General features: G+C 64.0%; 22 protein-coding genes. 3 read left to right on the top strand and 19 right to left on the bottom strand.

Annotated features, from left to right (window positions below; all coding sequences use genetic code 11):
* Positions 1-123: 123 nt before the first annotated feature.
* The 12 genes from A1351_RS05225 to A1351_RS05170 all read right to left on the bottom strand — a co-directional run bounded on the left by A1351_RS05225 (position 124) and on the right by A1351_RS05170 (position 8,231).
* Positions 124-1,881: a VirD2 family relaxase/mobilization nuclease gene (locus A1351_RS05225; protein WP_064032425.1), complete on the bottom strand. Its 1,758-nt coding sequence runs from the start codon at positions 1,879-1,881 to the stop codon at positions 124-126.
* 370 nt (positions 1,882-2,251) lie between these two features.
* A complete protein-coding gene (locus tag A1351_RS05220; protein ID WP_083967154.1) occupies positions 2,252-3,028 on the bottom strand; it encodes a lytic transglycosylase domain-containing protein in 777 nt (258 codons plus the stop codon).
* A gap of 4 nt (positions 3,029-3,032) precedes the next feature.
* Positions 3,033-3,368 carry a DUF736 domain-containing protein gene (locus tag A1351_RS05215; RefSeq protein WP_064032424.1) on the bottom strand — a complete coding sequence of 112 codons (336 nt, stop codon included), beginning with the start codon at positions 3,366-3,368 and terminating at the stop codon, positions 3,033-3,035.
* Positions 3,369-3,403: 35 nt separating this feature from the next.
* Positions 3,404-3,952, bottom strand: a complete 549-nt coding sequence (locus A1351_RS05210; protein WP_064032423.1) for a S26 family signal peptidase — start codon at positions 3,950-3,952, stop codon at positions 3,404-3,406.
* Positions 3,949-4,467 (bottom strand): DUF2840 domain-containing protein, encoded by a 519-nt coding sequence (locus tag A1351_RS05205; protein ID WP_064032422.1) that lies wholly within the window; start codon positions 4,465-4,467, stop codon positions 3,949-3,951. The genes A1351_RS05210 and A1351_RS05205 overlap by 4 nt, the downstream gene beginning before the upstream one ends.
* A complete protein-coding gene (locus A1351_RS05200; protein ID WP_064032421.1) occupies positions 4,464-4,718 on the bottom strand; it encodes a hypothetical protein in 255 nt (84 codons plus the stop codon). The genes A1351_RS05205 and A1351_RS05200 overlap by 4 nt, the downstream gene beginning before the upstream one ends.
* 55 nt (positions 4,719-4,773) lie before the next feature.
* Positions 4,774-5,412, bottom strand: coding sequence for a ParA family partition ATPase (gene parA, locus A1351_RS05195; RefSeq protein ID WP_064032420.1), 639 nt, complete (start codon positions 5,410-5,412; stop codon positions 4,774-4,776).
* Positions 5,409-6,575 carry a replication initiator protein A gene (locus tag A1351_RS05190; protein WP_064032419.1) on the bottom strand — a complete coding sequence of 389 codons (1,167 nt, stop codon included), beginning with the start codon at positions 6,573-6,575 and terminating at the stop codon, positions 5,409-5,411. Before A1351_RS05190 ends, parA begins: the two co-directional genes overlap by 4 nt.
* 12 nt (positions 6,576-6,587) lie before the next feature.
* A complete protein-coding gene (locus A1351_RS05185; protein ID WP_244441372.1) occupies positions 6,588-6,812 on the bottom strand; it encodes a DNA-binding protein in 225 nt (74 codons plus the stop codon).
* 233 nt (positions 6,813-7,045) lie between these two features.
* On the bottom strand, positions 7,046-7,552 hold the full coding sequence (locus A1351_RS05180; protein ID WP_371441458.1) for a DUF2285 domain-containing protein: 507 nt from the start codon (positions 7,550-7,552) through the stop codon (positions 7,046-7,048).
* 67 nt (positions 7,553-7,619) lie between these two features.
* Positions 7,620-7,829, bottom strand: coding sequence for a transcriptional regulator domain-containing protein (locus A1351_RS25770; protein WP_064032416.1), 210 nt, complete (start codon positions 7,827-7,829; stop codon positions 7,620-7,622).
* Between the two features lie 138 nt (positions 7,830-7,967).
* A complete protein-coding gene (locus A1351_RS05170) occupies positions 7,968-8,231 on the bottom strand; it encodes a DNA -binding domain-containing protein (RefSeq protein WP_064032415.1) in 264 nt (87 codons plus the stop codon).
* 227 nt (positions 8,232-8,458) lie between these two features.
* Here A1351_RS05170 and A1351_RS05165 point away from each other — a divergent pair, with 227 nt between their 5' ends.
* Positions 8,459-8,686 (top strand): helix-turn-helix domain-containing protein, encoded by a 228-nt coding sequence (locus A1351_RS05165; RefSeq protein ID WP_064032414.1) that lies wholly within the window; start codon positions 8,459-8,461, stop codon positions 8,684-8,686.
* A 243-nt stretch (positions 8,687-8,929) separates the two neighbouring features.
* Complete coding sequence (locus A1351_RS05160) at positions 8,930-11,122, top strand: nuclease-related domain-containing protein (RefSeq protein ID WP_064032413.1); 2,193 nt, start codon at positions 8,930-8,932, stop codon at positions 11,120-11,122.
* Positions 11,123-11,327: 205 nt separating this feature from the next.
* On the opposite strand, the gene A1351_RS05155 is transcribed toward A1351_RS05160, so the two are convergent.
* From A1351_RS05155 to A1351_RS25170, 3 genes are all read right to left on the bottom strand, one after another.
* Positions 11,328-11,654 carry a DUF736 domain-containing protein gene (locus A1351_RS05155; protein WP_064032412.1) on the bottom strand — a complete coding sequence of 109 codons (327 nt, stop codon included), beginning with the start codon at positions 11,652-11,654 and terminating at the stop codon, positions 11,328-11,330.
* A 587-nt stretch (positions 11,655-12,241) separates the two neighbouring features.
* Positions 12,242-12,682: a hypothetical protein gene (locus A1351_RS05150; RefSeq protein WP_064032467.1), complete on the bottom strand. Its 441-nt coding sequence runs from the start codon at positions 12,680-12,682 to the stop codon at positions 12,242-12,244.
* Between the two features lie 141 nt (positions 12,683-12,823).
* Positions 12,824-12,997: a hypothetical protein gene (locus A1351_RS25170; RefSeq protein ID WP_198162231.1), complete on the bottom strand. Its 174-nt coding sequence runs from the start codon at positions 12,995-12,997 to the stop codon at positions 12,824-12,826.
* Positions 12,998-13,304: 307 nt separating this feature from the next.
* On the opposite strand from A1351_RS25170, the gene A1351_RS05145 reads away from it, so the two are divergent.
* Positions 13,305-13,517 (top strand): hypothetical protein, encoded by a 213-nt coding sequence (locus A1351_RS05145; RefSeq protein WP_064032411.1) that lies wholly within the window; start codon positions 13,305-13,307, stop codon positions 13,515-13,517.
* 74 nt (positions 13,518-13,591) lie between these two features.
* Here the strand turns inward: A1351_RS05145 and A1351_RS05140 are convergent, their stop codons facing one another.
* From A1351_RS05140 to A1351_RS25165, 4 genes are all read right to left on the bottom strand, one after another.
* A complete protein-coding gene (locus tag A1351_RS05140; RefSeq protein ID WP_064032466.1) occupies positions 13,592-14,527 on the bottom strand; it encodes a DUF2493 domain-containing protein in 936 nt (311 codons plus the stop codon).
* Between the two features lie 328 nt (positions 14,528-14,855).
* Entirely contained in the window at positions 14,856-15,917 is a 1,062-nt protein-coding gene (locus A1351_RS05135) for a toprim domain-containing protein (protein ID WP_064032410.1), read from the bottom strand.
* Between the two features lies 1 nt (position 15,918).
* On the bottom strand, positions 15,919-20,241 hold the full coding sequence (locus tag A1351_RS05130) for a strawberry notch family protein (protein ID WP_064032409.1): 4,323 nt from the start codon (positions 20,239-20,241) through the stop codon (positions 15,919-15,921).
* Positions 20,242-20,474: 233 nt separating this feature from the next.
* A partial coding sequence (locus A1351_RS25165) for a DNA-binding protein (protein ID WP_083967151.1) occupies positions 20,475-22,001 on the bottom strand: 1,527 nt, incomplete at its 5' end.

Genomic DNA, 22,001 nt, shown 5'->3' with positions numbered 1-22,001 from the left:
GTGGGAGGCGTCCAGTCAGAATACGCGGTCTGAGAGGGTTCAAGGGTGTTTGCGTCGCGATCGTAGCGAGGCGAGCAGCGGCGAAAAAGTAATGACGTCGCGAGTGATCGACCTTGCTGATCGCTACAAGCCCAAACCTCGTTTTCTGCCGATGCTCCATTCGATGCCGCCGTCGTCTCGCGCTGTCCCGGAGACATGCTGGCCGAGCTTTTTCTCGAGCGTCGGCGACCAGGGCACGAGCTGGAAGCCGAGGCCGTCGTCGATCATGGCGAAGCGCCCCGAGGCGAGCGTGAGGCGCCGGCGATAGACGCCAGAGACCTGATTGCCGGCCGCGGCCTGGGCGCGTGGAAGGCCGGTCTCGGCCGAGAGCTTCGCAGCGGCGTCATTCAGCTCGCGGCTGCGCAGCGTCGCGAGCAGGTCGCGCTGGAAAATGACCTGCCCGCCTCGGCGCTGAGCCAGTCCTTCGGCGATGAGATGCTCGGCGCGCGCCCTCATGGCCTCGCGGACTTCGCCGCCGAAGCCGCCCATGGCGAGCGGCGTCGGCGAGCGTTCGACGAGACGGTGATCGAGCCAGGTGGCGCCCGACGCGCCGGTCTGGCGGTCCAAATCGAAATCCGACCGCGTCGCCAGGACGAGCGTCGGCTGCGGATCGTCGGCGCCGCCGAAGCGCCGCACCTCGACGACGCCGCCGATCGGCGGAGCATGCTCGAACGCCTCGACGCCGTGGAAGCGGACATGATGGGCGCGGCCGTCGGTCCCGTCGATCACAGCATAGGCTTCTCCGTTCAGCTCGTCGTGCAGTCCTTTGTCGACGAGCCGCCCGAGGATCGGCGACTCCGAAGGCAGAGCATCGATGGCATAGTCACCGACGCCGCGATCCTGTCCGCGCTCGGCGAAGGCGCGATGCATCGTCTTTATGATGTCGCCGCGCATTCCGAGATCGCGCAGCGATCCTTCGGCTTCCAGTCCGATCATCCATCGGCCGGGACCTGCGGAAGCGGCGAGGCCCATTCGCTCGAGTTTTTGCGCGCGGCCGACCATCAGGCGGCGCAATTCGGAATCGTCGGGGCCGGGACTCGCCGGGCGCAGGTCGACCAGACCCGTCTCGTCGGCGGCATAGCGGATGGCGGCGTCGAGCCGCGTCCAGCGATCGGCGTCGACCTCGCGCTCGAGCGCCGAGCGGATCGCATGTTCGGGGCGTGGACCGAGTTCGACGGCGACGAGGTCTTCCGCGCGCGAGCGCAGGCCGTGGCTGATATAGTCGCGGGCGATGACGAGATCGCCGCCGGTCTCGTCGACGCCACGCACCAGCAGATGGACATGCGGGTTGTCGGTGTTCCAATGATCGACGGCGACCCAGTCGAGCTTCGTTCCGAGATCGACCTCCATCCGCCCGGCGAGGTCGCGGGTGAAGGCTTTGAGGTCGGTCATCTCGGCGGCGTCCTCAGGCGAGACGATGAAGCGGAAATGATGACGGTCTTCTTCGCATCGCTCGGCAAAGGCTCGATCGTCAGCGCTGTCGCTGGCCGCGTCGAACATCACGCCTTTCTCTCCGTCGCGGCTGACGCCGTCGCGCTTTAGATAGGAAAGATGCGCGGACAGCGGCGCCGATCGAAAGCTGCGGCCCTTGTGACGGACGATGCGTGCCTTGACGACGACGCGTCGACCCGGATCGAAAAGGCGGGCTCGGCCGAAGGCGGCGCGTCCGCGCCCAAAGCCGGAGCTGCCAGCGGCAGCCGATCGCCCGCCGCTATGCGGCGTCGCAGGTCCGGCTTTGCGAGCCGCTTTCAGAACCTCAGCGACGAAGCTCTTCGGCTTCGGCGCCCGGGTCGAGCGGACGCGGCCGGGCCGAACGCGGAAGTCGCTCTCCTTCCGGCTCATCAGATCGCCTCGCCATGTCGAACGGAGGCCGCGAGAGCGCAGTGTCCAAGTCGAAGCCTTGTAATTCCACGAGAACTTGTCGAAACCTGCCAACGACCGGCCGGCCTGCCAGACGAAAGACGAGTCGCGACAGCGATTTGTCTGCCGGCGTGGCAGGCGCTTTTATCTCGCCGTAGTCCGGTCGTGTTCTGCACTGAATTGCCTTCCACCGTTCTCTCTTTGCGACATTGCGCTCTGAAACGCTGGAATGCGAAGTGGTCACAAACCGCGCTCGCAATGCGTCTGCGCGCTTTGAACGCCGGGCGAAAGATGGCGATGAGACCCGTCGATGCACGAAGGTCGGCAGTCCGACTGCAACAGCGGTGCTGGCTCATTGTGCGTGCTCCGTCGACGAGAGCGCGACGAACAGGCCGTCTGAGCGAGGCGCGATGGCGGACAGATCGCGCGTGACGGCGACAGCTGTCGTGTCGGTCGCTGTCTGAATTGGCGCCGGACGATTGGCGACACGTCGGCTGACGTTCTGCTCGACGAACAGCGGCGCCTTCGTCCATGGGGAAAGACCGGAGATCGCGCGAATAGCGGGTCGAGCGCTGTCATTTCCCTCGATGAGAGGGGCGAGCGCCGCGACATAGGCGGCGGTCTCGGATGGCAATGACCGGCGCCCGTCGCGATAATCCTCGTAGCGGCGCGGTCCCGCATTATAGGCCGCGAGGAAGCCCGGCGAGCCGTAGCGCTCGTGCAGCTCGCGGAGATAGGCCGTGCCGGCGATGATGTTGTCGCGAGGATCGAAGGGATCGCCGGCAAGAGCGTAACGGGCGCGCAGCTCCGACCAAGTGTCGGGCATAATCTGCATGAGCCCGATTGCGCCTTTGGGCGAGACGGCGTCTCGCTGGCCGCGGCTTTCGATCTGCATCACGGCGCGAATCCATGCCGCGGGAATGCCGAAGCGCCGCGCCGCCTCTGCGACATGGACGGCATAGGGATCGCGATCGGTCGGGCGCTCGATCGGCGCTGCCTTTGCGGGCAGGACCCCGCCCAGTGTGCAGGCCGGAGCGAGGCCGATAAGGAGAAGGAGCGTGAATCGCGCACGCGTGCAGGCCCGGTTCAGGCGGTTCGATTTGATCATGAGCGGGAGTGCCGGACGCATGTCATCAGTCCCGCTCGTTGCGCTTCTGGAGTCGGGCCCAGTGCAGAATCCAGCTGGACTTGTCTTCGCTCGACTGGAACAGATTGGCGCGGATCGGCTGCGTCAGGGCTGGATCGTGGAGGAGCAGCGAGACATAGTCGCCGGCCTTTTCGCCGACGCGTTTCCATGCCGCCCCGATTTCTGGTCCTTCGTCATCGCCGAGCAGGATGCGATAATCCGGCGCGTTCTCCGCGCCGCCGTGGTCGGAGGGAACGAGAACGATCTGGGCGTCGAGCGACAGCGTGCGGATAGCGCCCGAATAGCCTGCCTTGGTGCGGGTGAATCGACCGATCTGCGTCATCGGAATGCTCCTTGATTGGAAGAGTCGCGCGGGCGTCAGTCGACCGCGGCGCGCCAGACAAAGCGGCCGTCGCCCTCTTCGTCGGTCCAGATCGGAACCGCGCGAGCGACGATCGACGTGACGGGGAATGGGCCGAAGTAGCGACCGTCGAGGCTGTCCTGGACGGTCGGATTCATGAGGAAGACTTCGTCCGGCCGAAGCGTGCGGCAGCCGCTCCAGTTCGGCAGCGGACGACCGAGACGATCGCGATCTCGCGCTTCGCCGACATCGACGCCATCGACCGTGACGACGGCGCCGGTGCGGCACACCGTCTGTCCAGGGAACGCCAAGAGATGCTTCAAGAGCAGCACGTTTTTCGGCAGGAAGCCGCCATCGGCGAGGAAGCTCGCAATTGGTTCCGGGGGCCGTACGGCAACCAATTGCAGGGCGTTGAGACGATCGGCAGATCGAAGCTCATAGATCCCCGTCGGCGTGCTCGCCGTCGCGTTCCAGACGAGCCATGGCGTGGCGGGACCCAAGGAGGACTGGGCGCCAATCAGCAGCACGGAGGAGAACGTCGCCGTGACATAGCCGAGGCGGATCATGGCGCCACGCTCCGGCGCTTCAGCCAGGCGTCGTGCTGCTCGCGCGTGTAGGCGCGTGGCTCGTCGCCGACGGCGAGACGGTTGTGCAAATGCCGCCAATAATCGGGCGACGCGTCGGCCGGATCGACGCCGATCGCCTCTATGGCGTCGATCGCCTGGAGCGCTCGCTCGACCCTCGGCCAGGCGTCGAGGCGCAGCAGAATCTCGCCGCCGGGCCGCACGAAAGGAAGTGTCTGATAGCGCTCGCCGGCGCCGACCGCGCGCACGATGTCCATCCGCGAAATCACCGTGCCATAGTCGTTCGACGCCCATCGGACGAAGCAGAAGATGCTGCCCGGCGCAAAGCTGACGACACGGCGGCGGCGGTCGACGATCTTTTCCTCCGCGCGATGGCCGAAGCGAATCCGGAACTCGATCTTCTTCTCGATCCATGTCAGCTCGACATGAGTGAGAGGCGCAGCGCCGCGATGCGGTGGCGCTTCGACGCGAGCGGACTGCGGCTCGTTGTCGTTCATGATGTCTCTCCGGGATCGTCAGGGAATTCGCGCATGAGCAGGTTACGCAGCATGTCGGCGACGGTGACGCCGCGCCGAAAGGCGGCGACCTTGATGCGGCTGCGGAGCGCCGGCGTGACGTCGATCGTCAGGCGCGCGGTGAATCCGCCGGCGTCGTTCGCGCGCCGGGCGGGAGCGTCAGCCGATCTGATCCAGCCCTCGGCGTCGCCGGGACGCGCCGCGAAGCCGCGCTTTGCAGGGCGCTCGTTCATGCGGCGCCTCCGTCGTGGAACGACGAGCGATCGTCCTCCACATCGGCGAAGATCGTCATGGCGCGATCCTCCCGACCTCGGCTGCGAGCGCGACAATCTCGCGCGCGGCCGGCGTATCGTCGGCGAGCTCGCAGACGAGCCTGCCGGTCTGCGCCGCGTCGGCGAAGGCGATGCGCTGACCGATGGTGGCGGAGAGCGCCGGCGGATCATGATCGGCGAGCGTCTCGACCGTCTCGCGCGCAATGACGGTGCGCGCGGCGAAGCGATTCAGGACGAAGCGGGCGGCGAGCTGCGGGCGATAGATGCGCGCCTCGCCGAGCAGAGCCAGCATCTCGGCCGACGCCCAGCCGTCGAAGGGCGACGGCTGCACCGGGATCAGCGCCAGATCGGCGGCGAGCAGCGCCGAGCGCATCAATCCGGCGACGCGCGGCGGACCGTCGATGACGAGATGGTCGACGCCGTGCGCCAGCTCGGGCGCCTCACGGTGGAGTGTGTCGCGCGGCAGGCCGACGACGGTGAACAGCCGCGAGAGGTTTTCGCGCGCTCGCTGCTGTGACCAGTCCAACGCCGAGCCCTGAGGATCGGCATCGATCAGCGTGACGCGCTTCCCCTGCCGAGCCCATTCGCCGGCGAGATGCAGGGCGAGCGTCGTTTTGCCCACGCCACCCTTCTGGTTCAGGAGCGCGACGATCATGACGTGCGTCCTTCGCTTTCGCTGAAAGGAAGAGGCGCGTCGGAAGTCGCATCGTCCGTAAAGCCGGATTTACGGAAAGTCGTATCAGGCGTATTCTTTTCAGACGGAAGTTTCGGTGTGCGCGAACGCTCCGATGAGTTTTCCACGTTCGCCGGGCGCAAACAAAAGTTAGAGTCTCTGTTAGACTCTAAGTTAGCAGCGCGGATTTTTTCTTCGGGCCAGAGGGTTAGCTGGCCTTTGCGTTCCCGAAGTCCCGATAGGGCTGCTCCCGAAGTCCCGATACTATGCGTTCCCGAAGTCCCGAGCGTTTCCACAGGCTTATCCACAGGGGCTGTGGATAAGTCGATCGGCAGGATGCGAAGCAGCTCGCGCCGACCTTCGCGCTCGATCCGTAGGCGATAACCAGGGAGCGGTTGCCGGTGGACGATGAGCCGAATGTCGAAGGCGAAACTTCTGAGCGTCGCGAGGCTGCCGGATTTTTGATGCAGGTGCGGGATGTCGAAGATCCAGCCCTGCTTCTGGTGGCCGGCATGCTTGCGGGCCACGCGATAGAGCCAGCGCTCGACGCCGCCCGTCAGCCGGAAATAGGCCGGGTCGATGGCGAGCACGAGCGAGCGGTCGACGACGCCGCGATAGAACCATTCCGGGAGAACGAATTCCATGCCTTCGACGCGGCCGTCGCGCGTCACGCACTCCTCCCATTCGTTGATCCAGGAGAATTGGCTTCGACGCCAATGCTCGCCGTTGCGAATGGTGGTGCAGATGGCGGTCGACTGCAGGCGGGTGAGCGCTCGCTTCAGCAGCTTGTAGTCACGAGCGCCGGTCGCGCGTCCGACCGCCTTGAGGAGTTGATAGGGCGTGAAGCGCAGGAATCGGGACGTGGTGAGGCCCTGGTTCTCGGCGTCCACAATCTGGCTCGCTGCCCAGATCAGCACGTCGGCGTCCCATATGGTCGCCATGCCGTGCTCGGGCATGGCGAAGACTTCGACGCGCGCGCCGGCCGCCTCGTAGAGGATCGGGGCCGTGCGCTTTGCCTTGGCGAGCGAGAAGAACGGCCGCTCCATGAGATCGCGCTGATCGCGAGGGGATGCGTCCCCCGTCGCGATGACGAAGGGGTGGAGCCGGCTTCGCTCGCTCGAGATGACGGGGAGGCGGCGCGACATGGCGGCGTCGCCTCAGCGGTGGGAGTTCAGGCGGGCGATGCGCACGCCGGTGTCGACGCGGACGGCGTCGCGCGCTTCGACATATTGCGGATCGGACGTGGAGCGGCAGGCGGCCCCATCGGCCCAGGCCTGCAGATCCTCGATCGCATAGACGACGCGCCCGCCGAGCTTGCGGAATGTCGGGCCGGCGCCGTGACAGCGGTATTTTTCGAGTGTGCGCGCGGAGAGGCTGAGCATTCGTGCGGCTTCATGCGTCCGGACGAAGCGCGTGGCGCCTTCGGGTGATTTGTCGCGCAAGAGACGCCTCCGTAGCGGTGAGGTGCGCCGCAGGGAGGTCGCGGCGTTTCGAGATCACCGTGGCGGAGAAGACAAGCGCGGGGGGAGGACGAAGTTTTGAGGCCGGTCCGTGTCCCCCCTTCCGCGAGGCGCACGCTGGGATGTGCTAAAAAACAGAGAATGCGGAAGGTCCGTCAGTCGCCGCGCAGCAGCCGCTTGTAGCCGCCGTTCATCAGCGCGACGGAATCATGGATGAGGCGGTTCGCCTTGCGGCGCGTCGCCGAACTCTTCCACTCGAGCGCGGGAAGCGCAGCGTCCTCGGCGTCGATCAGGGACGCGGCGATGTCGCGTGGCCCCGCGCCGCCTAGCCGGAAATCCAGCGCATGCAGCAACAGTATGAGACGCGCGCGGCGCTGCGCGGTCAATTGAAGCGCGCGAGGAAGCGGACCGGCGGCGCTGCCTTGAAGGAGGCGAACGAATCGCGACGCGACTTCGAGCCGGATTTCGAGTGACGCGTCCAGCGGCAAGATGATCGCGGGGCGACTCGGCGCGCCTTCGTTCATCCAGACGTGGATCTCTCCTCCGGCGTCGGCGATCATGACCCGCCTGTCGCCATCGTCGAACCTGTCGGCGACGACCTTGCCAAAGGCGGTCGGATCGAAGGTCCCATCCGCCGCGAAGCCGGGCGGCGCCGAAGCGATGATCAGCGTGCCGGGGTCGATCTCAGGGAGCCAGAGCGCTGGCTCCTTCCCTGCCGGAGTTTCCGGGTCATGAGCGAAACTGCAACCCCCAGCGACGCGCGAGGCTCGTAAACGCGGTCGCTTCGTCGACGGCGCCGCGTTCGATCCGCCTCAGCGTCTCGCGATGATCTTGGCGATATTTCGGATTCCGACGCAGAAATTCGAGCGCGAATCCAGAAGGATCCAGGTCGTCCAATTGCTTGATAGAATCGGGCGACTTCCAGAAATTCGTCGGCATGAAGCGCTCCTCGGCTTGGCCTCGTAGCTCGAGCGGCGACTTCGACGATCCCGGAATGGCAGAACCAAAACTAGCCCAAAGGGTTGCATCGCGTGCCGCGAGCGCCCGTGACCTTTTTATGGCAGGCGAGAAGAGAGACTATTGCGGGGACGTGCCCAAAAGCTGCCGATAGCCGGCTGCGGACATCCATCTCGCTCTGGCCAAATGGCTTTCATGGTTGATCTTCGCCCGTTCCGGCTCGCGTTCCGGATCGATCCCGAAAATCACCGCGACGACCTCTCGCCAATCGGCGCCTGCTTCGACGGCGTCCAGCAGCCGCAGATAGGTCGCGAGGTGACGCTCGTCGTAAGTTTTCACGCGATCGGTGAGAGGCGGACGATCTTCGAAGGCTGGCGTGCTCATTACGGATCTGCCTGTCGCTCTATGCCGGCGAATTCATGGCGAGACAGCGGGATTATATCCCAGGATTGATTGGCGTTCTATTCGGACAGTGATGCAATCGGCGCATCGCGTTGTTCGCTGGGATGGAAGACCCACCGGATCGGCGGAGGCCAAACCTAGCATGGTTGCCAACGAATCAGAACGTTCGTTCCTGGAATGAACATTCCTGACTCGGCTTCCATGCCAAAATGGAAATCGAGGAGGTCATAGCGACGAATGTGCGTCGCCTGCGTAACGCCAGGAAATGGACGCAGGAAGCGCTCGCCGAGAAGGCGCATCTGAGCTCTCGCTATGTCGGTGCGATCGAGCGCGCCAACGTGTCTGCGAGAGTGAGCATCATAGGGCGGATCGCTGACGCATTCGGCGTCGAACCCGCCGAGCTTCTCAAGCGCAGCAGACCGAAAGTTCGCGGTTAAAGTCTGCAGACGACCGAAGGCTCGGCAGAGTCGGCGCAACGTCTATTTGGCGCCACTTCCGGACATTTTTGGCGCATCTCCATTGCGGACATTCATGCTACGAACAGGAGCCGACCCCAAGGGACTTGTTCTGCGCGATCGCGCAGCTAAGCAGTCTGCTCGACATGACCTTGGGTCAGTTCCTAGTTTGACTACTGTTGTTGAATAACTGCACGAGAATTCCCGAAGAGAATGCCGCACCCAATGACGATCTCCGCGCCGCCCACGACAAAGCTGAAAGAAAGCCTAGTAAAACAGGCGCTGAAGACATTCGAATGGGAAAAGTTCGAACAACATCTCCTGACAGTCCATATGGATGAGGACTGTGTGTCCGAACTCTTGCGCCATATCCGCCATAGCACCGATTTCCTACTCAGGAGACCCGATCAGGCTCGTGAGGAAGTCCGTGCTGAGTTCATCGAGGAACTCAGGAGTTATCTTGCCGCTCACGTCGGATTAGATGCGGCGGCGCGACTCGACGACCAAATCTCCGTCATTCAACAGATAGAGGCCGGCTACAGGGAAATCCTTCGAACTCAAGAGGCAACCGTCGCAGCCAAGCTTCTGCCTGAAACGCAAGCGTCAGCCGCGCTCTCGCGGTCGGCCTATTCGTATCACGAGTTGAGCGAGGCAATTCAGTTATCAAGCAAGGGGCGCAAGGAGCTGATGTTGCAGTCGTTTCGGATCAAGCGGCTCGACGGGTCGTCCTATTCGCCGGATGGTGTTTTGGCCGACATCGTCAACGTGACGACCGCGACGCTTTTCCTGCACGGGCACCAAAACAAGTGGTTCGATTCTCAGAAATTCTTGGTGTTGCCAAAGCCGCCAGACGCGACGGAGGAGGAGGTCTATAAGGCGGGCCTAACCGAAGTTCTTGCCGCATCTTGGCGTCGCTGGGAGCGGCTGGAGCAGCGCTGCCGCTATTTCGACGGGGAAATCAAAAAATATACCGGAAGCGACTCGCCGTCATGGGCACCCGAAGGTGCAGAGGCCGCCATCGAATACGACCACATCAGCCAAGTGGAGTTCTTCGATTACTTGGCAAACCGCCGGCTCAACGATCGGATGATACAGACATTTCAGGAAATGTTGCTGCAGACCAACATGCAGACCAAAGCGTCAGGAATCGCCGCGCCTCTCAGCCTTCCCCCGGGCGTGTTTGTTTCGGCTCGGGAAGCACATTCTGACGTGTCCTTGAGCGAGATACTTGGTTATTCGATCGTAGACGATCTCGAGCGACCGTGCGGCCTAAGGCTCCTGGAATGGATCCGCGGCTATGCTGTGTTACAGTGTCTGGCCGACGAACGATACTCGCAGCATGGCAAGACCGGCCTTTACTTCAGTGTGCCCCGCGAGAGCCTTGTCGCTCTCCTCGATCGTGTCGGCATGAAGGATGGAGCGGCGGAGAAATTCATCGACCAAGCGTCGCTTCGAGCCACGAGCCGTGATCTGTTCGACCAACCACTCATTCGAATGCAGGACGGATCACTCCTGCTCTTTGGGCCGGGGATTCTGAATTCCGATCCGACGCGCATCACACTGTCCGCGATCGGCAACCAGAGCGAACAACTCAGCCGCAAGGGCAAAGCTTTTGAAGGCGAGACACTTCGCTTCTTCGAGAAGCAAGGATTTGAGGCCAAGGCGTTCAAATTCAAGCACGACGGAGAGGAATTCGAGTATGACGTGGTCGTCCCTTGGAACGATCATATCTTCGTCTTAGAGTGCAAGAACCGAACGCTGTCGGGGCACAATCCAGTCGCGGCATACTATTTTGCGCTGGAGATCGCATCAGCGGTTGAGCAGGTGCGTCGCCTGGCCGATGCGTTGGTCGAGCATGCCGACATCGTCCTCGAACGGACCGGTATCGACGTTTCAAACAAGATTATAATCCCCTGCGTGGTCAATTCTTTGCCTTACGCCATGAAAGGCGACCGAGATGGCGTCTACGTTACAGACGCCTCCGGCCTGAAGCGCTTTTTCCAGGAGCGCAATTTCAATATCGTTCGTCCGCACTACCTGAAGCAAAAGCATGCCGCGGTCCTGCATCGGATCGCGATGAAAAGCCTGTGGGTGGGGGACAAACCCACGCCCGCCGAGCTGGTGGCGTATCTCGCCGATCCGCTTCAGTTGCAGCTGATGATCGCTCACACTCGAAATGCCAAACACGGCTTCGGTCTGGGGGAACGAACGGTCGTGTCTGTGACCGACTTGGCCCACGAAGAGATAACGACAAGCAGCATCGCGAAGCTCTTCAGCATTGACGAGGAATGGATGAAGCGCGAAAGGGCGACTGTAACGCGCGCCCTGCGGGAAGCGATGAGGAAGAACGAGCAGCTTTCGGTTCGAAAGGCTGACCGGGCTTGGCGGGCCCAACAGAGGCATAGGCCAATGGAGTGAGGCCAATAGGGCCTTTGGTTGACGCTGATGGCCTCCCCGGCCCGAGGGAAAGGCCCCAATAGGTGATGACTATCCATTTCCGGCAATGGACCAAGTGTCAGGAGGAACCGATGGCGGCTTTGGGTCATTTTTCGCTTTCGTGGAGCGCAAAGCATGCTCGGTTGCAGGGCACGCGCCCCGCCGGGAAGGCGGGGCGCGATATCGGTCAGTCGCCATTCCGGCGGCTCGGGCGGGACCAGATCAGGCTGTAGCCCTCGCCGCTCTCGTCGTCGAACAGGTTGGCGAAAATCGGGGCGTTGAAGCTCGGATCGTCGAGCTTGAGGCCGAGATAATCGCGTCCCTCATTGGAGCGCTTGGACCAAGCGGCTCCGATCTCCACTCTGCCGACATACACGCGGTGGCTGGGCGCATTTTCGCCGGAGCGGCTGGTTTCGGGAACGATGCGAACGTTCTTCGCCTGGACGGAAAGGGTCACGATTTCGCCGGTGAACTCGTTGTTGCCGGTCTTCTTGAAGGTGCCGATGGTCGCCATTCTGAATTCTCCTCGATCTGAAGTTCCGAGCCCGCGCCATTGCGGCCTCGATGGCGATCGAAGGGCCGGAGGCGATCGACGCGGCATCGCTCGCGACCGCAGCGTCAGCGGAGGATGGCGCGAGAGCGACTTTGTTGTCTCGCGAGGAATGACGGCGAAGCCGTCAGGGGAAGAAAGTCGATCGGCGCCATTGCCGCATAGGCGATCGAGGCGCAGCCGGCCTTCGGCCAGATCCGCCCATCAAAGAGGCCGTTATGGAGCGCTCGGCTTGACGGCTATCGGGGACAATTCGGCGACCGCATGCGACCGCAAGGATCCGGCTGCGAGCGCCGACTACGACAACGATCCTCGTCCCGGCTGTAAAATTTCGTCGTCGAGTCCGAGCCGCTTATCGAAATCTCTCGCACCCCGCCGATTGTCGGACGCAGTGAGATCGCTCTCGCCAAAGGATTGCTCCGATGAGAATCACAATTTCGATCGCCTCGCCACGACGATTCGAACTTGCCGCCATCATTGCCGCTGTGTCACGACGATGAACTCGGAGAGTTGCAGATCGACGTGCGCCGATAGGAACTGCTGCGACGGCGTCAGGCCCGCGCGAGCCGCGTTTCGTCCCGGCCCAGCGGGATCGCTCCGGTGATGCGGATCAAAGCGCTGATGCCGACCGCGACCGCGCCGACGAGCGAAAAAATCATCTGCCATGTCGTGGAGGGCATAGCCATCTGGGCAATTCCGTGCGTGGCGTGATAGCCGGCGACCGTCGCCGGCGCAGCATAGACGATTACGATGGCGAGCCGGAGCCAAGTCCAGGGAACGAAAGCGAGCGCCAATTGCCCGACGCCGAATGTCAGGCCTGCGGCGATGACGCCGACGACTGCGCCGCCGAGCCAGCCGGCGCCAGTGTGAAAAGCCCAGGCGCCGACCGTCAGGCCGGCATAGAAAGGGAGCGCGAAGACGGCGAGCGTGAACAGCAGCCAGCAGAAGAAGCCGATGCCGGCGATGACGAGCAGAGGTCCGAAGATGATCATGGCGGTGGTCTCCATGAGGCAAAGGTCAGACGAGCGCGCCTTCCACCACCGCCGCGGCGCAGTGGCGAGTCTAGTCGGAAAGGTGAGACAGGGCGAGCGAAAATCCCTGCGGGATTTTCGCGCTCGTGGTCGCAGGTTCCTTCATGATCGGAAGGGATCGAATTCATGCACGATTGCGGCCGGATCGCCGTCGTATTCGGTCGACGGCATGACGCCGTAGTCTCCCGTGCCGTCATGGAAGACGACGACGCAGATCATGAGGGTGTTGGCGAGATCCCAACCGCGAGCGTGGGCGAATGTGAGGTTTCGAAACATCGATCGGCTCCTGTGCTGAGGCGGGGGCCATCTCCGCGCGACAGGCGCCCGATGAGTCCGGCGGATGGCCGCGATCACCGCGAAGGTGAAACCGCAGCGGCGGCACGCTCGCGTAGCCGACCCCTCGAGGGTTGATGGCGTCAGGCCATCGGTCGGATAGAGGATCAGCGCCGATCAGCGCGAGGTGGCGCTCGCCGAAAGGGGTCGATTGCTTCGAAATCATGAAGCTCGGTCGCGGACTGCTCGAACCTCCTCTATTGTCGGCGGACCAGGTGCATCTGCAGAGCGAACGACTCATGAGGTCGGCATGGCGGAGTTCACGAGACGAGATCTCCATCTCGTGAGGAAGGCGCTCGCCATCGCGGCGCTGGCGATCGACGAACAGCCGGGGCCGTTTCAGTCCGGCTCGGATTTGAGAGACGTGAAGGCGCCGCTCGATGAGATATTCGAGAGCGATACGGAAGCGTTGGCGTATTACGCGCGCGCGGCGAGGATCGCCGTGATCGGCGCGCCCGACTGAAATAAGGCTCTACGGAAAGGCGGCGACACGCTTTTGCGTTTCGGCGCATTTCCGGCTCTGTTGGTCGGCGGCGCTCACGCGCCGCCTGCACCGAATTTCCAAACTGGAATTCCGAGCTTGCGCGCCTTATCGGCGAGGTTCTCCTGGATGCCGGTTCCGGGAAAGACGATGACGCCGATCGGTAGGACGTCCAGCATCGCGTCGTTGCGCTTGAAAGGCGCCGCCTTCGCGTGCTTGGCCCAGTCTGGCTTGAAGGCGATCTGCGGAACCTTGCGGTGATCGGCCCAGCGGGCGGCGATACGTTCGGCTCCTTTCGGACTGCCGCCATGCAGCAGCACCATGTCCGGGTGCTTGGCGTGGACCTGGTCGAGCTTCGCCCAGATCAGGCGATGGTCATTGAAGTCGAGGCCTCCGGTGACGGCGATCTTCGGACCGGGGGGCAACAGCACCTCGTTTTCGGAGCGCTTCTTCGCTGCGAGGAAGTCCCGGCTGTCGATCATCGCCGAAGTGAGATTGCGGTGATTGACCATCGATCCGCCGCGCGGTCGCCAGGACGATCCGGTGTGGCGCTCGTAATGCTCGGCGGCCTGATCGCGCATCAGTTCGAAAGCGTCCCGGCGCTCGAGGAGAGTCTGCCCTTCGGCCGTGAGGCGCTCCAGCTCGACGGATTTCACCTCGCCGCCATCTTGCTCGCGCTGCGAGCGGCGTTGCGCCTGCTCATTGTCGTCGAGCTCGCGCTCGATCCGTTCCACGGCCCGGTGAAAGAGGTTGACGGTCAACCAGAGCAAGTCGCCGAGATCCGGCTCGAGGCGAGTGTCCTGCAATGCCGCGATCAGCGCGTCGAAGATGTCGGCGACGGCGCCCGAGACGATGCGCCCTTCCGGCAATGGCCTCGGATCGGGTTCGTCCTGAAAGGGGCGATAGCCGTAGAGCTGGAGTTCCTGGAGGATATGGTCGGTCGGGGATGACGCGTGCGGCTCGTGGCGGTCATCGTCGCGATCGGTGATCATGGCGCTTCCTTTCGTCGGATCGGCCGCGCCCATCGCGGCCTTCATGGCGACGAAAGCGGCGGGCGGAGCGGACCTGCACCCGCAGCGAAGTGAAGGGCCGCAGCGCAGCGGAGGACGGCGCAGGCCGGCTATTTTGTCTCGCGATGGAAAGCGGCCGCAGGCCGCGCCGGAAAATAGCCGGCCGCAGCCGTTGCCGATCCGAGCCGCCTGCCGATCGATCGCCCTCTGAAGAAGGCCGTGGGGGCGGACCTCTCCGACAATTCAGGAAGCGTCATCATCAACGTGACGTAAATCCGCTGGCAGCGAGCGTCCGCCCTTCAGCCCGAGCCTATGCCGCCAGCTCCATGAAGCGTGCGACGTCCTGCGGGGCGATCTGCACACGTATGGCCGCACGGAGCGCATCGAGCCCGAACAGCCGCAGATCTTCGTTGAAGTCGCCAAGCGCCGGAGAAAGCATGATCGCCTCGATCCCCAGCTGCTGCGCCCGGTCGATCAACGCCATCACCGCGCCGTCACCGGCCGGATCGTCGTCTCGCGCGATGTAGAGTCGGCGCAATGTGTCGGAGAAGAGGACGGCGGAGAGATGCGCCGCGGACAGAGCCGCAGCCATCGGCATGGTCGGAAGCGCCGATCGCAGCGACAGAACGGTTTCGAGGCCTTCGCCCGCCGCCATGACCTCGCCCGCCACGCCGAAGCGGACCGCATGGCCATTGAGATCGCCCATCGCCCGTCTCGGCGTTTCGATCGGCGCCTTGCCGAGCGTCGTCTCCGAGAAGCCGCGAGGATCGAGCCATGTACGATGCACGCCGGTCAGGCGCCCGTCGAGGTCCGTGACGGAGGCGATCATCGCCGGCCAGATTTCGGTCGGGGAATGCTCGTCCGGTCGGTGATAGCATTGCGGATGAAAGCGGAGTGATCCGGTTTCGTGCAAAGCCGTAATGCCGCGATTGCGCAGATACGCTTCTGCGAAAGTCCCGGAAATCGGCTGCGATATAGCGAAAAGTCGTCTGGCCGACTCCCGTGACTCGGCCGGCGCCGAACGTGTTCTTGTTTTCTTCGTCATCGGCTCCGGCTCAGGGCGCGGCAGTCTCAGGAATGAGCGCGCTTCATCGACAGTGTCCTTGAAATCGGCGAAGCTGCAACTCGCCTGGATGACGTCGAGCAGATCGCCGTGCTCGCCAGTGGCGGCGTCGGTCCATTTGCCCGCGGCGCCCTTGCCGCTCTTCGTCCCAATCAGCCGGACGAACATGGAGCGGCCCGGCGTGTTGCGAACATCGCCCACCAGCCAATATCGGCCTTCGCGATGTCCATTGTGGAGATAATGACGGCACACCGCCTCGGCCTGACGCCCTAGACGCCGCGCGAGATCGGAGGCATCGGGACGAGTCATGTCACGCCGCCTCCTTTTCGCTGACGCGCTGGAGTGGATAGCGCTCCATCAATTTCGCGAGGATTTCCGCGCCGCTCGCGTCGACGGGCACGAACATGCGCAGCTTCCAGGAGATGATCTCGTGGAACAACCCATAGGCGGAGAGGCGCTCGCGCATCGCGTCGGCGAATCCCGACAGCTCGATACGGTTCGCGCCCATGATGCGGACGCGGCGAAGCTGGAGGTCCTCGGCGAGGTGGATTACGGCGCGGCCATCCGTCAGGGCGGCGAATGCGTCCTCCGCGGAGAGATCGGCGGCGCCGCTCGCGAGAACTCCGGCGACCCAGGCGGCCGAGACCCGGCGGCCGATGACGCGCTCGCCGTCATCGGTCTGAAGGCGATAGACCCGCGTCGAATCCTTCGGCAGACGCTTCCAAATCGGCAGTAGCAGGCCGGCGACGATGTGAATCGTGCTGTCGGAAAACTCCGGCACGGCGGCGACCTCGGCGCTCCACGCGGCGGCGAAAGCGCGCCCGTCGGCCTCGGTCCAATGGCTTTCCTCCATCATCTTCAGCGACGCATAATGCTGCTCCATCGGCCGGACGACGCGCACGCGCTTTTCGATCTCGCCGTCGTCGAGCATCAGCGACGGCGCAGCAAGTTGCACCGCAGCTCGCCCCGAGCGCTCATTGACGAGCGCTACAGCGCGCCGATCGGCGAGAAGATCGAGCGCCCGGTCGAGAGTCAGAGGATGATTGCGCTCGCGCTGTGTGATCGTCAGCAGGCGGGTCTCCGCGCCTGTGCCGGGATGGACGTAAATGGTCCGGCGATCGGTGACGAGGAAACTCTCGGCCCGCAGCGTCTCGAGCCCGACGTCATAAACGCCGGCCGCGACGGCGCCTTCGACCTTCGCGTTCAGCAATTGCTCAAAGGCCGAGAAGAAGACGCCCTGCAGCTCGATGGTCAGCGCCAACAGTCGGTTGAGGAAGGTGGTGATCGGCGGCAGGTCGTCCTTGATGCCGTTCGAATCCGTCAGCGACAATCCGCTCGCCTCTTCGAAGGTCTGCAGGGAACAGCCATCAATCTTGCCGCGGACGAGCAGCAGATAGAACTGGCGCAGCGCGTCGCGCGCGTAATGACTCTCCAGATTGTCCTCGGGACGGAACAGGCCCTGTCCGCCGGTCTGACGCTGCCCTCTGGTGATCGCGCCGAGCGTGTCGAGCCGACGCGCGATGGTCGACAGAAAGCGCTTCTCCGCCTTCACATCGGTCGCAATCGGCCGAAAGAGCGGCGGCTGCGCCTGATTGGTGCGATTGGTGCGACCGAGGCCCTGGATGGCGGTGTCGGCTCTCCATCCTGGCTCGAGCAAATAATGGACGCGAAGCCGCCGGTTCCGGGCGGAGAGCTCGGCATGGTAGCTGCGTCCGGTGCCGCCGGCGTCGGAAAAGACGAGGATGCGCTTCTGATCGTCCATGAAGGCCGCGGTCTCGGCGAGATTGGCCGAGCCGGCGCGGCTCTCGACAGCGAGGCGGTCGCCCTTGCGCACGATGCGCCGCGAGCGCCCCGTTACCTCGGCGACCACATCGGTCCCGAAGCGCTGGACGATCTGGTCGAGCGCGCCGGGAACCGGCGATAGCGAGGCGAGCTTTTCGATCAGAGCAGTGCGGCGGGCGACCGCCTCGCGGCTCTCGACCGGCTGGCCGTCGCGAAAGACGGGCCGCGACGACAGATTGCCCTCGTTGTCGGTGAAGGGCTCGTAGAGCTGCACCGGGAAGGAATGGGCGAGATAGTCGAGAACATATTCGCGCGGCGTGATGTCGACCTGGACGTCGTTCCATTCCTCGGTCGGAATTTCCGAGAGGCGGCGCTCCATCAAAGCTTCGCCGGTCGAAACGATCTGGACGACGGTGGCGTGTCCTTCCTCCAGATCGCGCTCGATCGAGCGGATCAGCGTCGGCGTCTTCATGCTCGTCAGCAGATGACCGAAGAAGCGCTGCTTGGCGGATTCGAACGCCGATCGCGCGGCGGCTTTGGCCTGCCGGTTGAGAGTCCCGGTCGCGCCGGTGATGTTCGCCGCCTGCATGGCGGCGTCGAGATTATTGTGGATGACGGCGAAGGCTTCGGCGTAGGAATCATAGATGCGGATTTGCTCCGGCGTCAGCCGATGCTCGACCAGCTCATATTCGACGCCCTCATAGCTGAGAGAGCGCGCCGTATAGAGGCCGAGGGCGCGAAGGTCGCGGGCGAGCACCTCCATGGCCGCGACGCCGCCGGCTTCGATCGCCTCCACAAATTCGGCGCGCGTCGCGAAGGGGAAATCCTCGCCGCCCCAGAGGCCGAGGCGCTGGGCGTAAGCGAGATTATGGACCGTGGTGGCGCCGGTCGCCGAGACATAGACGACGCGCGCATTCGGCAGCGCGTGCTGGAGACGAAGTCCTGCGCGGCCCTGCTGCGAGGCGGCCTGGTCGCCGCGTTCGCCCTTGCCGCCGGCGGCGTTCTGCATGGCGTGGCTCTCGTCGAAAATGATCACCCCGTCGAAATCGGAGCCCAACCATTCGACGATTTGCCGCACGCGGGAAACCTTCTCGCCGCGCTCGTCGGATCGCAGCGTAGCGTAGGTCAAAAATAGGATACCTTCCTGCAGCGAGATCGGCTTGCCCTGGGGGAAGCGCGAGAGCGGCGTGACGAGCAGGCGCTCCATGCCGAGCGCCGACCAGTCGCGCTGCGCATCCTCGAGCAGCTTGTTGGATTTGGAGATCCACAGCGCCCTGCGGCGGCCCTGCATCCAATTGTCGAGGATCACGCCTGCCGATTGGCGCCCCTTGCCGGCGCCGGTCCCATCGCCGAGCATGAAGCCGCGCCGGAAGTGGACGGCGTTCTTCGCCTCGTCGCGCGCCGCCGCGACGACGTCGAAGGTCTCGTCGACCGTCCACGAGCCGGCGAGAAACGCCGAATGGGCTTCTCCGGCATAAATCACTGTTTCGAGCTGAGCGTCGGAGAGCGGGCCGTCCGAGACGATGTTCGCCGGCAAGCGTGGCCGATAGCTCGGCTTCGGCGGCGAGACCGAGGCCATCGCAGCGGATTGCACCAGCTTGGTGGGATGCGCCTGAGAGCCGGGAATGCGGATCGACTGCAATCCGTATTCTTCATAGATCGCATCCGTCAGGCGCGCGCCTTCTGGTGGCGTCCAGTTGACGGTCTCATAGACGAGCGCGGCACCATCGGGCGCGCGGGCGAGCGTCTCTCGGCGAACCGGAGCGCTTCGAACGGAAGCGGCCGGCGCCGTGAGCGGCCGCGGACCGCTGGCGGGCGCCGGCAAGGCGACCGGCAGACGCGGGGGCGCCATTTCGCCGATCCAGGCGAGGAGCGCCGCGACATCGGGCGCGATGCCGGGCGACGCCGGAAAGACGGTCGGGTCGCCCGCCGGCAGTTTGTCGATGATGGTCAGCCGCGTCTCGATCGATGTCCCGTGCTTGGCGTAGACGGCGCCATCGATCGCGGAGGAGAAGACGACGCGGCCGCGCTGCTGAAGGCGGATAAAGGTGTCTCGCCAAGCGGGCGCGTCGGGCGCGAAGTTCGCGCCCGTGATCGCGACGAGGCGTCCACCGTCGGCCAATCGCGCGAAGGCAGAGGCGATATGACGGTGGGCGGCGTCCGCCATGCGGCCGGAGACATTCGCCATGGCCGAGAACGGCGGGTTCATCAATACGACGGAAGGAACGATCGCCGGATCGAGATGATCGTCGATCTGCGCCGCATCGAAGCGGGTGACCGGAACGAAGGGAAAAAGAAGGGAGAGAATGTCCGCGCGGGTCTCGGCGAGCTCGTTGAGAATGAGGGATGCGCCGGCCATCTCCGCGAGAACGGTGAGCAATCCCGTGCCGGCCGAAGGTTCGAGAACGCGGTCGGCGGGCGAAATCGCCGCCGCGGCGAGAACCGCGTGGCCAAGCGGGATCGGCGTCGAGAATTGCTGGAAGGACTCGCTCTCCTCAGATCGGCGTGTATGCGTCGGCAAAAGGTCTACGATTTTCGACAGCATTGAAAGTGCGGCGGCCGGAGATCCGGCTTTGCGGAGAAGCGCCTTTCCATATTTGCGCAGGAACAGAACTGTCGCCGCCTCGCAGGCGTCATAGCCCATCTTCCAGTCCCAGGCGCCTGAGGCGTCCGATGCGCCGAAGGCGGTTTCCATCGCCAAGCGGAGAATGGCGGCGTCGACGCGTCGGCCATGTTCTAGATGGGGAAGCAGGCGGCGAGCGGCGTCGGCGATCGCGGAGCCGGTAGAAGAATGACGGGCGGGGGTCGACGCAGCCGCGTCGACGGCCACGGGCGCAGAGTTCTTGGACATGGAAGAGGTCTCGGGAGAGCGGGAGCGGCCGAACCGGCTGGCGCTCTCTCTGACCCGCCGGCTCGCCTTCCTCCCGGCCGGCCTCTTCCTCTCACCGCGTTTCCGACGACTCGCGTACGATCCGGTCGTTCGGAAACGCCTATTGGAGAAGTCGGAGCCGTTCCATGACGGAGCTCTCGATCGCCGGCATTAAAAATGGCGGAGCGCTTTGCAGCGCTCCGCCAAAAGATCACTCAACCGCAATCGGAATATTCGTTCTCGTCCGTTTCGTCGTTCGAGAGAAATTCGGGCAACTCTTCGGATTCGTCGGCTGCTTCGCCAGCCGCAAGCTCTGCCTGCGCCCCGTCATCGAGCCGCAAAGGCTCCGGCAGCCAGCCGGAGTCGGCGAGCAGCCGTTCGGCTTCGGCCGCCATCTCGCCCTTTTTCAAATGTTCGATGAGCTGAACCGCCCGTTCGCCCTTGGCTTCGCGGACGGCGTCGAGAATTCGTCGCTTCGGCACGCGACCGAGATAATTGTCGACGGTCGGCTTCCAACCGGCGTCGACCATGTTCAAGCCGACCGCCCGAGCGAGCCGGTCGGCATTCTTCAGGCGCTGCTGCACCGAATGCGCCGTGACCGCGCCGCCGCCATAGCGGTCCGCCTTCTCATGGAGGGCATTGACGCCATGGCTGACGCAATGGGCGAGCAGCGCCAGGCGGTGCGCGTCGTCGAGGCCGACGAGCCAATCCCATAGCTCCTGGTCGTCCCTGGGAATGCTCGATTTCCACCCATCCTGTCGCTCCGCGATCGCATGTGAGCTGGCGCTGTTCTTCAGATCCGTGGGCTGGATCGGAAAGGAGATCTGCCGCAAGAAAATTTCCAAGCCGGATGTCGAAATCGACGCATAATTGAAGCTGTCGGCGACGAGCTTATGCAGCAAGGCCGTCATGGCGACACGCGGATTATTCGCGACGGCGTTCTGCAGCGCCAATGTTCTGTGCGCCGTCAGCTCGATCATCAGCCGCTCGGGCAATGGCGCGAGCGCGTCGGTTTCATCTTCTTCCGACTCGACCGGGCGGCCTTCGACGGTGATTACGGCCTGCTGCGTCGCGGGAGCAATGGCCGGTGAGAACTCGTCTGCGCCCGCGTCATCGTTCGTGCTTTTCTCATGAGCGGGCGGCTCGTCCTCGGGCCGCACATAGCCGCGATCGACAGATAGAAGGCCATCGGCGTCGATGCTGACGAATGCTCCAGCGCGCGCGACGTCGCCGGGGTCGAAGCTCCGCGGTCGATTTTGCAGCTCGGCGAGCGCCGTTTCGATCTCGCCCAGGCGCCGGTCGACATCCTCCGGCAGTTCGTCGACTTTTTCATATTCGGTCTCCAGGCTCTCATGTTCGGCCTCGAGCGAATCGATCGTCGCCCGTTCGTCGTCGGTCAACTCGGTGTACGCGCCGACGAGTTCTCTCAGCCCATTCGTATGTCCGAATGGAAACGAGACCGCGACCTCGATCCATTTCCAGCCTTCCGCGGCGACGGATTCGGCCGCCGCCTTCAACTTCTCGATGACGAGGCTGTCGAGCAACGCGACATTTTCCAGCCAACCGCCGTCGTCGTGCTGGAACAGGTCGCGCATGACGATTCCGCCCGCCGCTTCATAGGCGGCGAGACCGACGAAAGCGGCTCGCCGGTCGGCGGCGCGCACGGCTTTTTCCGTCAGCATGCGCCGGATCTGGTAAGGTTCCTTCGACCACGACTTTTCCAGCGCCGCCCAGATCTGCTC

This window comes from Methylosinus sp. R-45379, assembly GCF_001644125.1.
Lineage (GTDB): Bacteria > Pseudomonadota > Alphaproteobacteria > Rhizobiales > Beijerinckiaceae > Methylosinus.
Note: the sequence above shows the minus strand (reverse complement) of the source record. Positions and strands in the feature narration are given on the sequence as shown.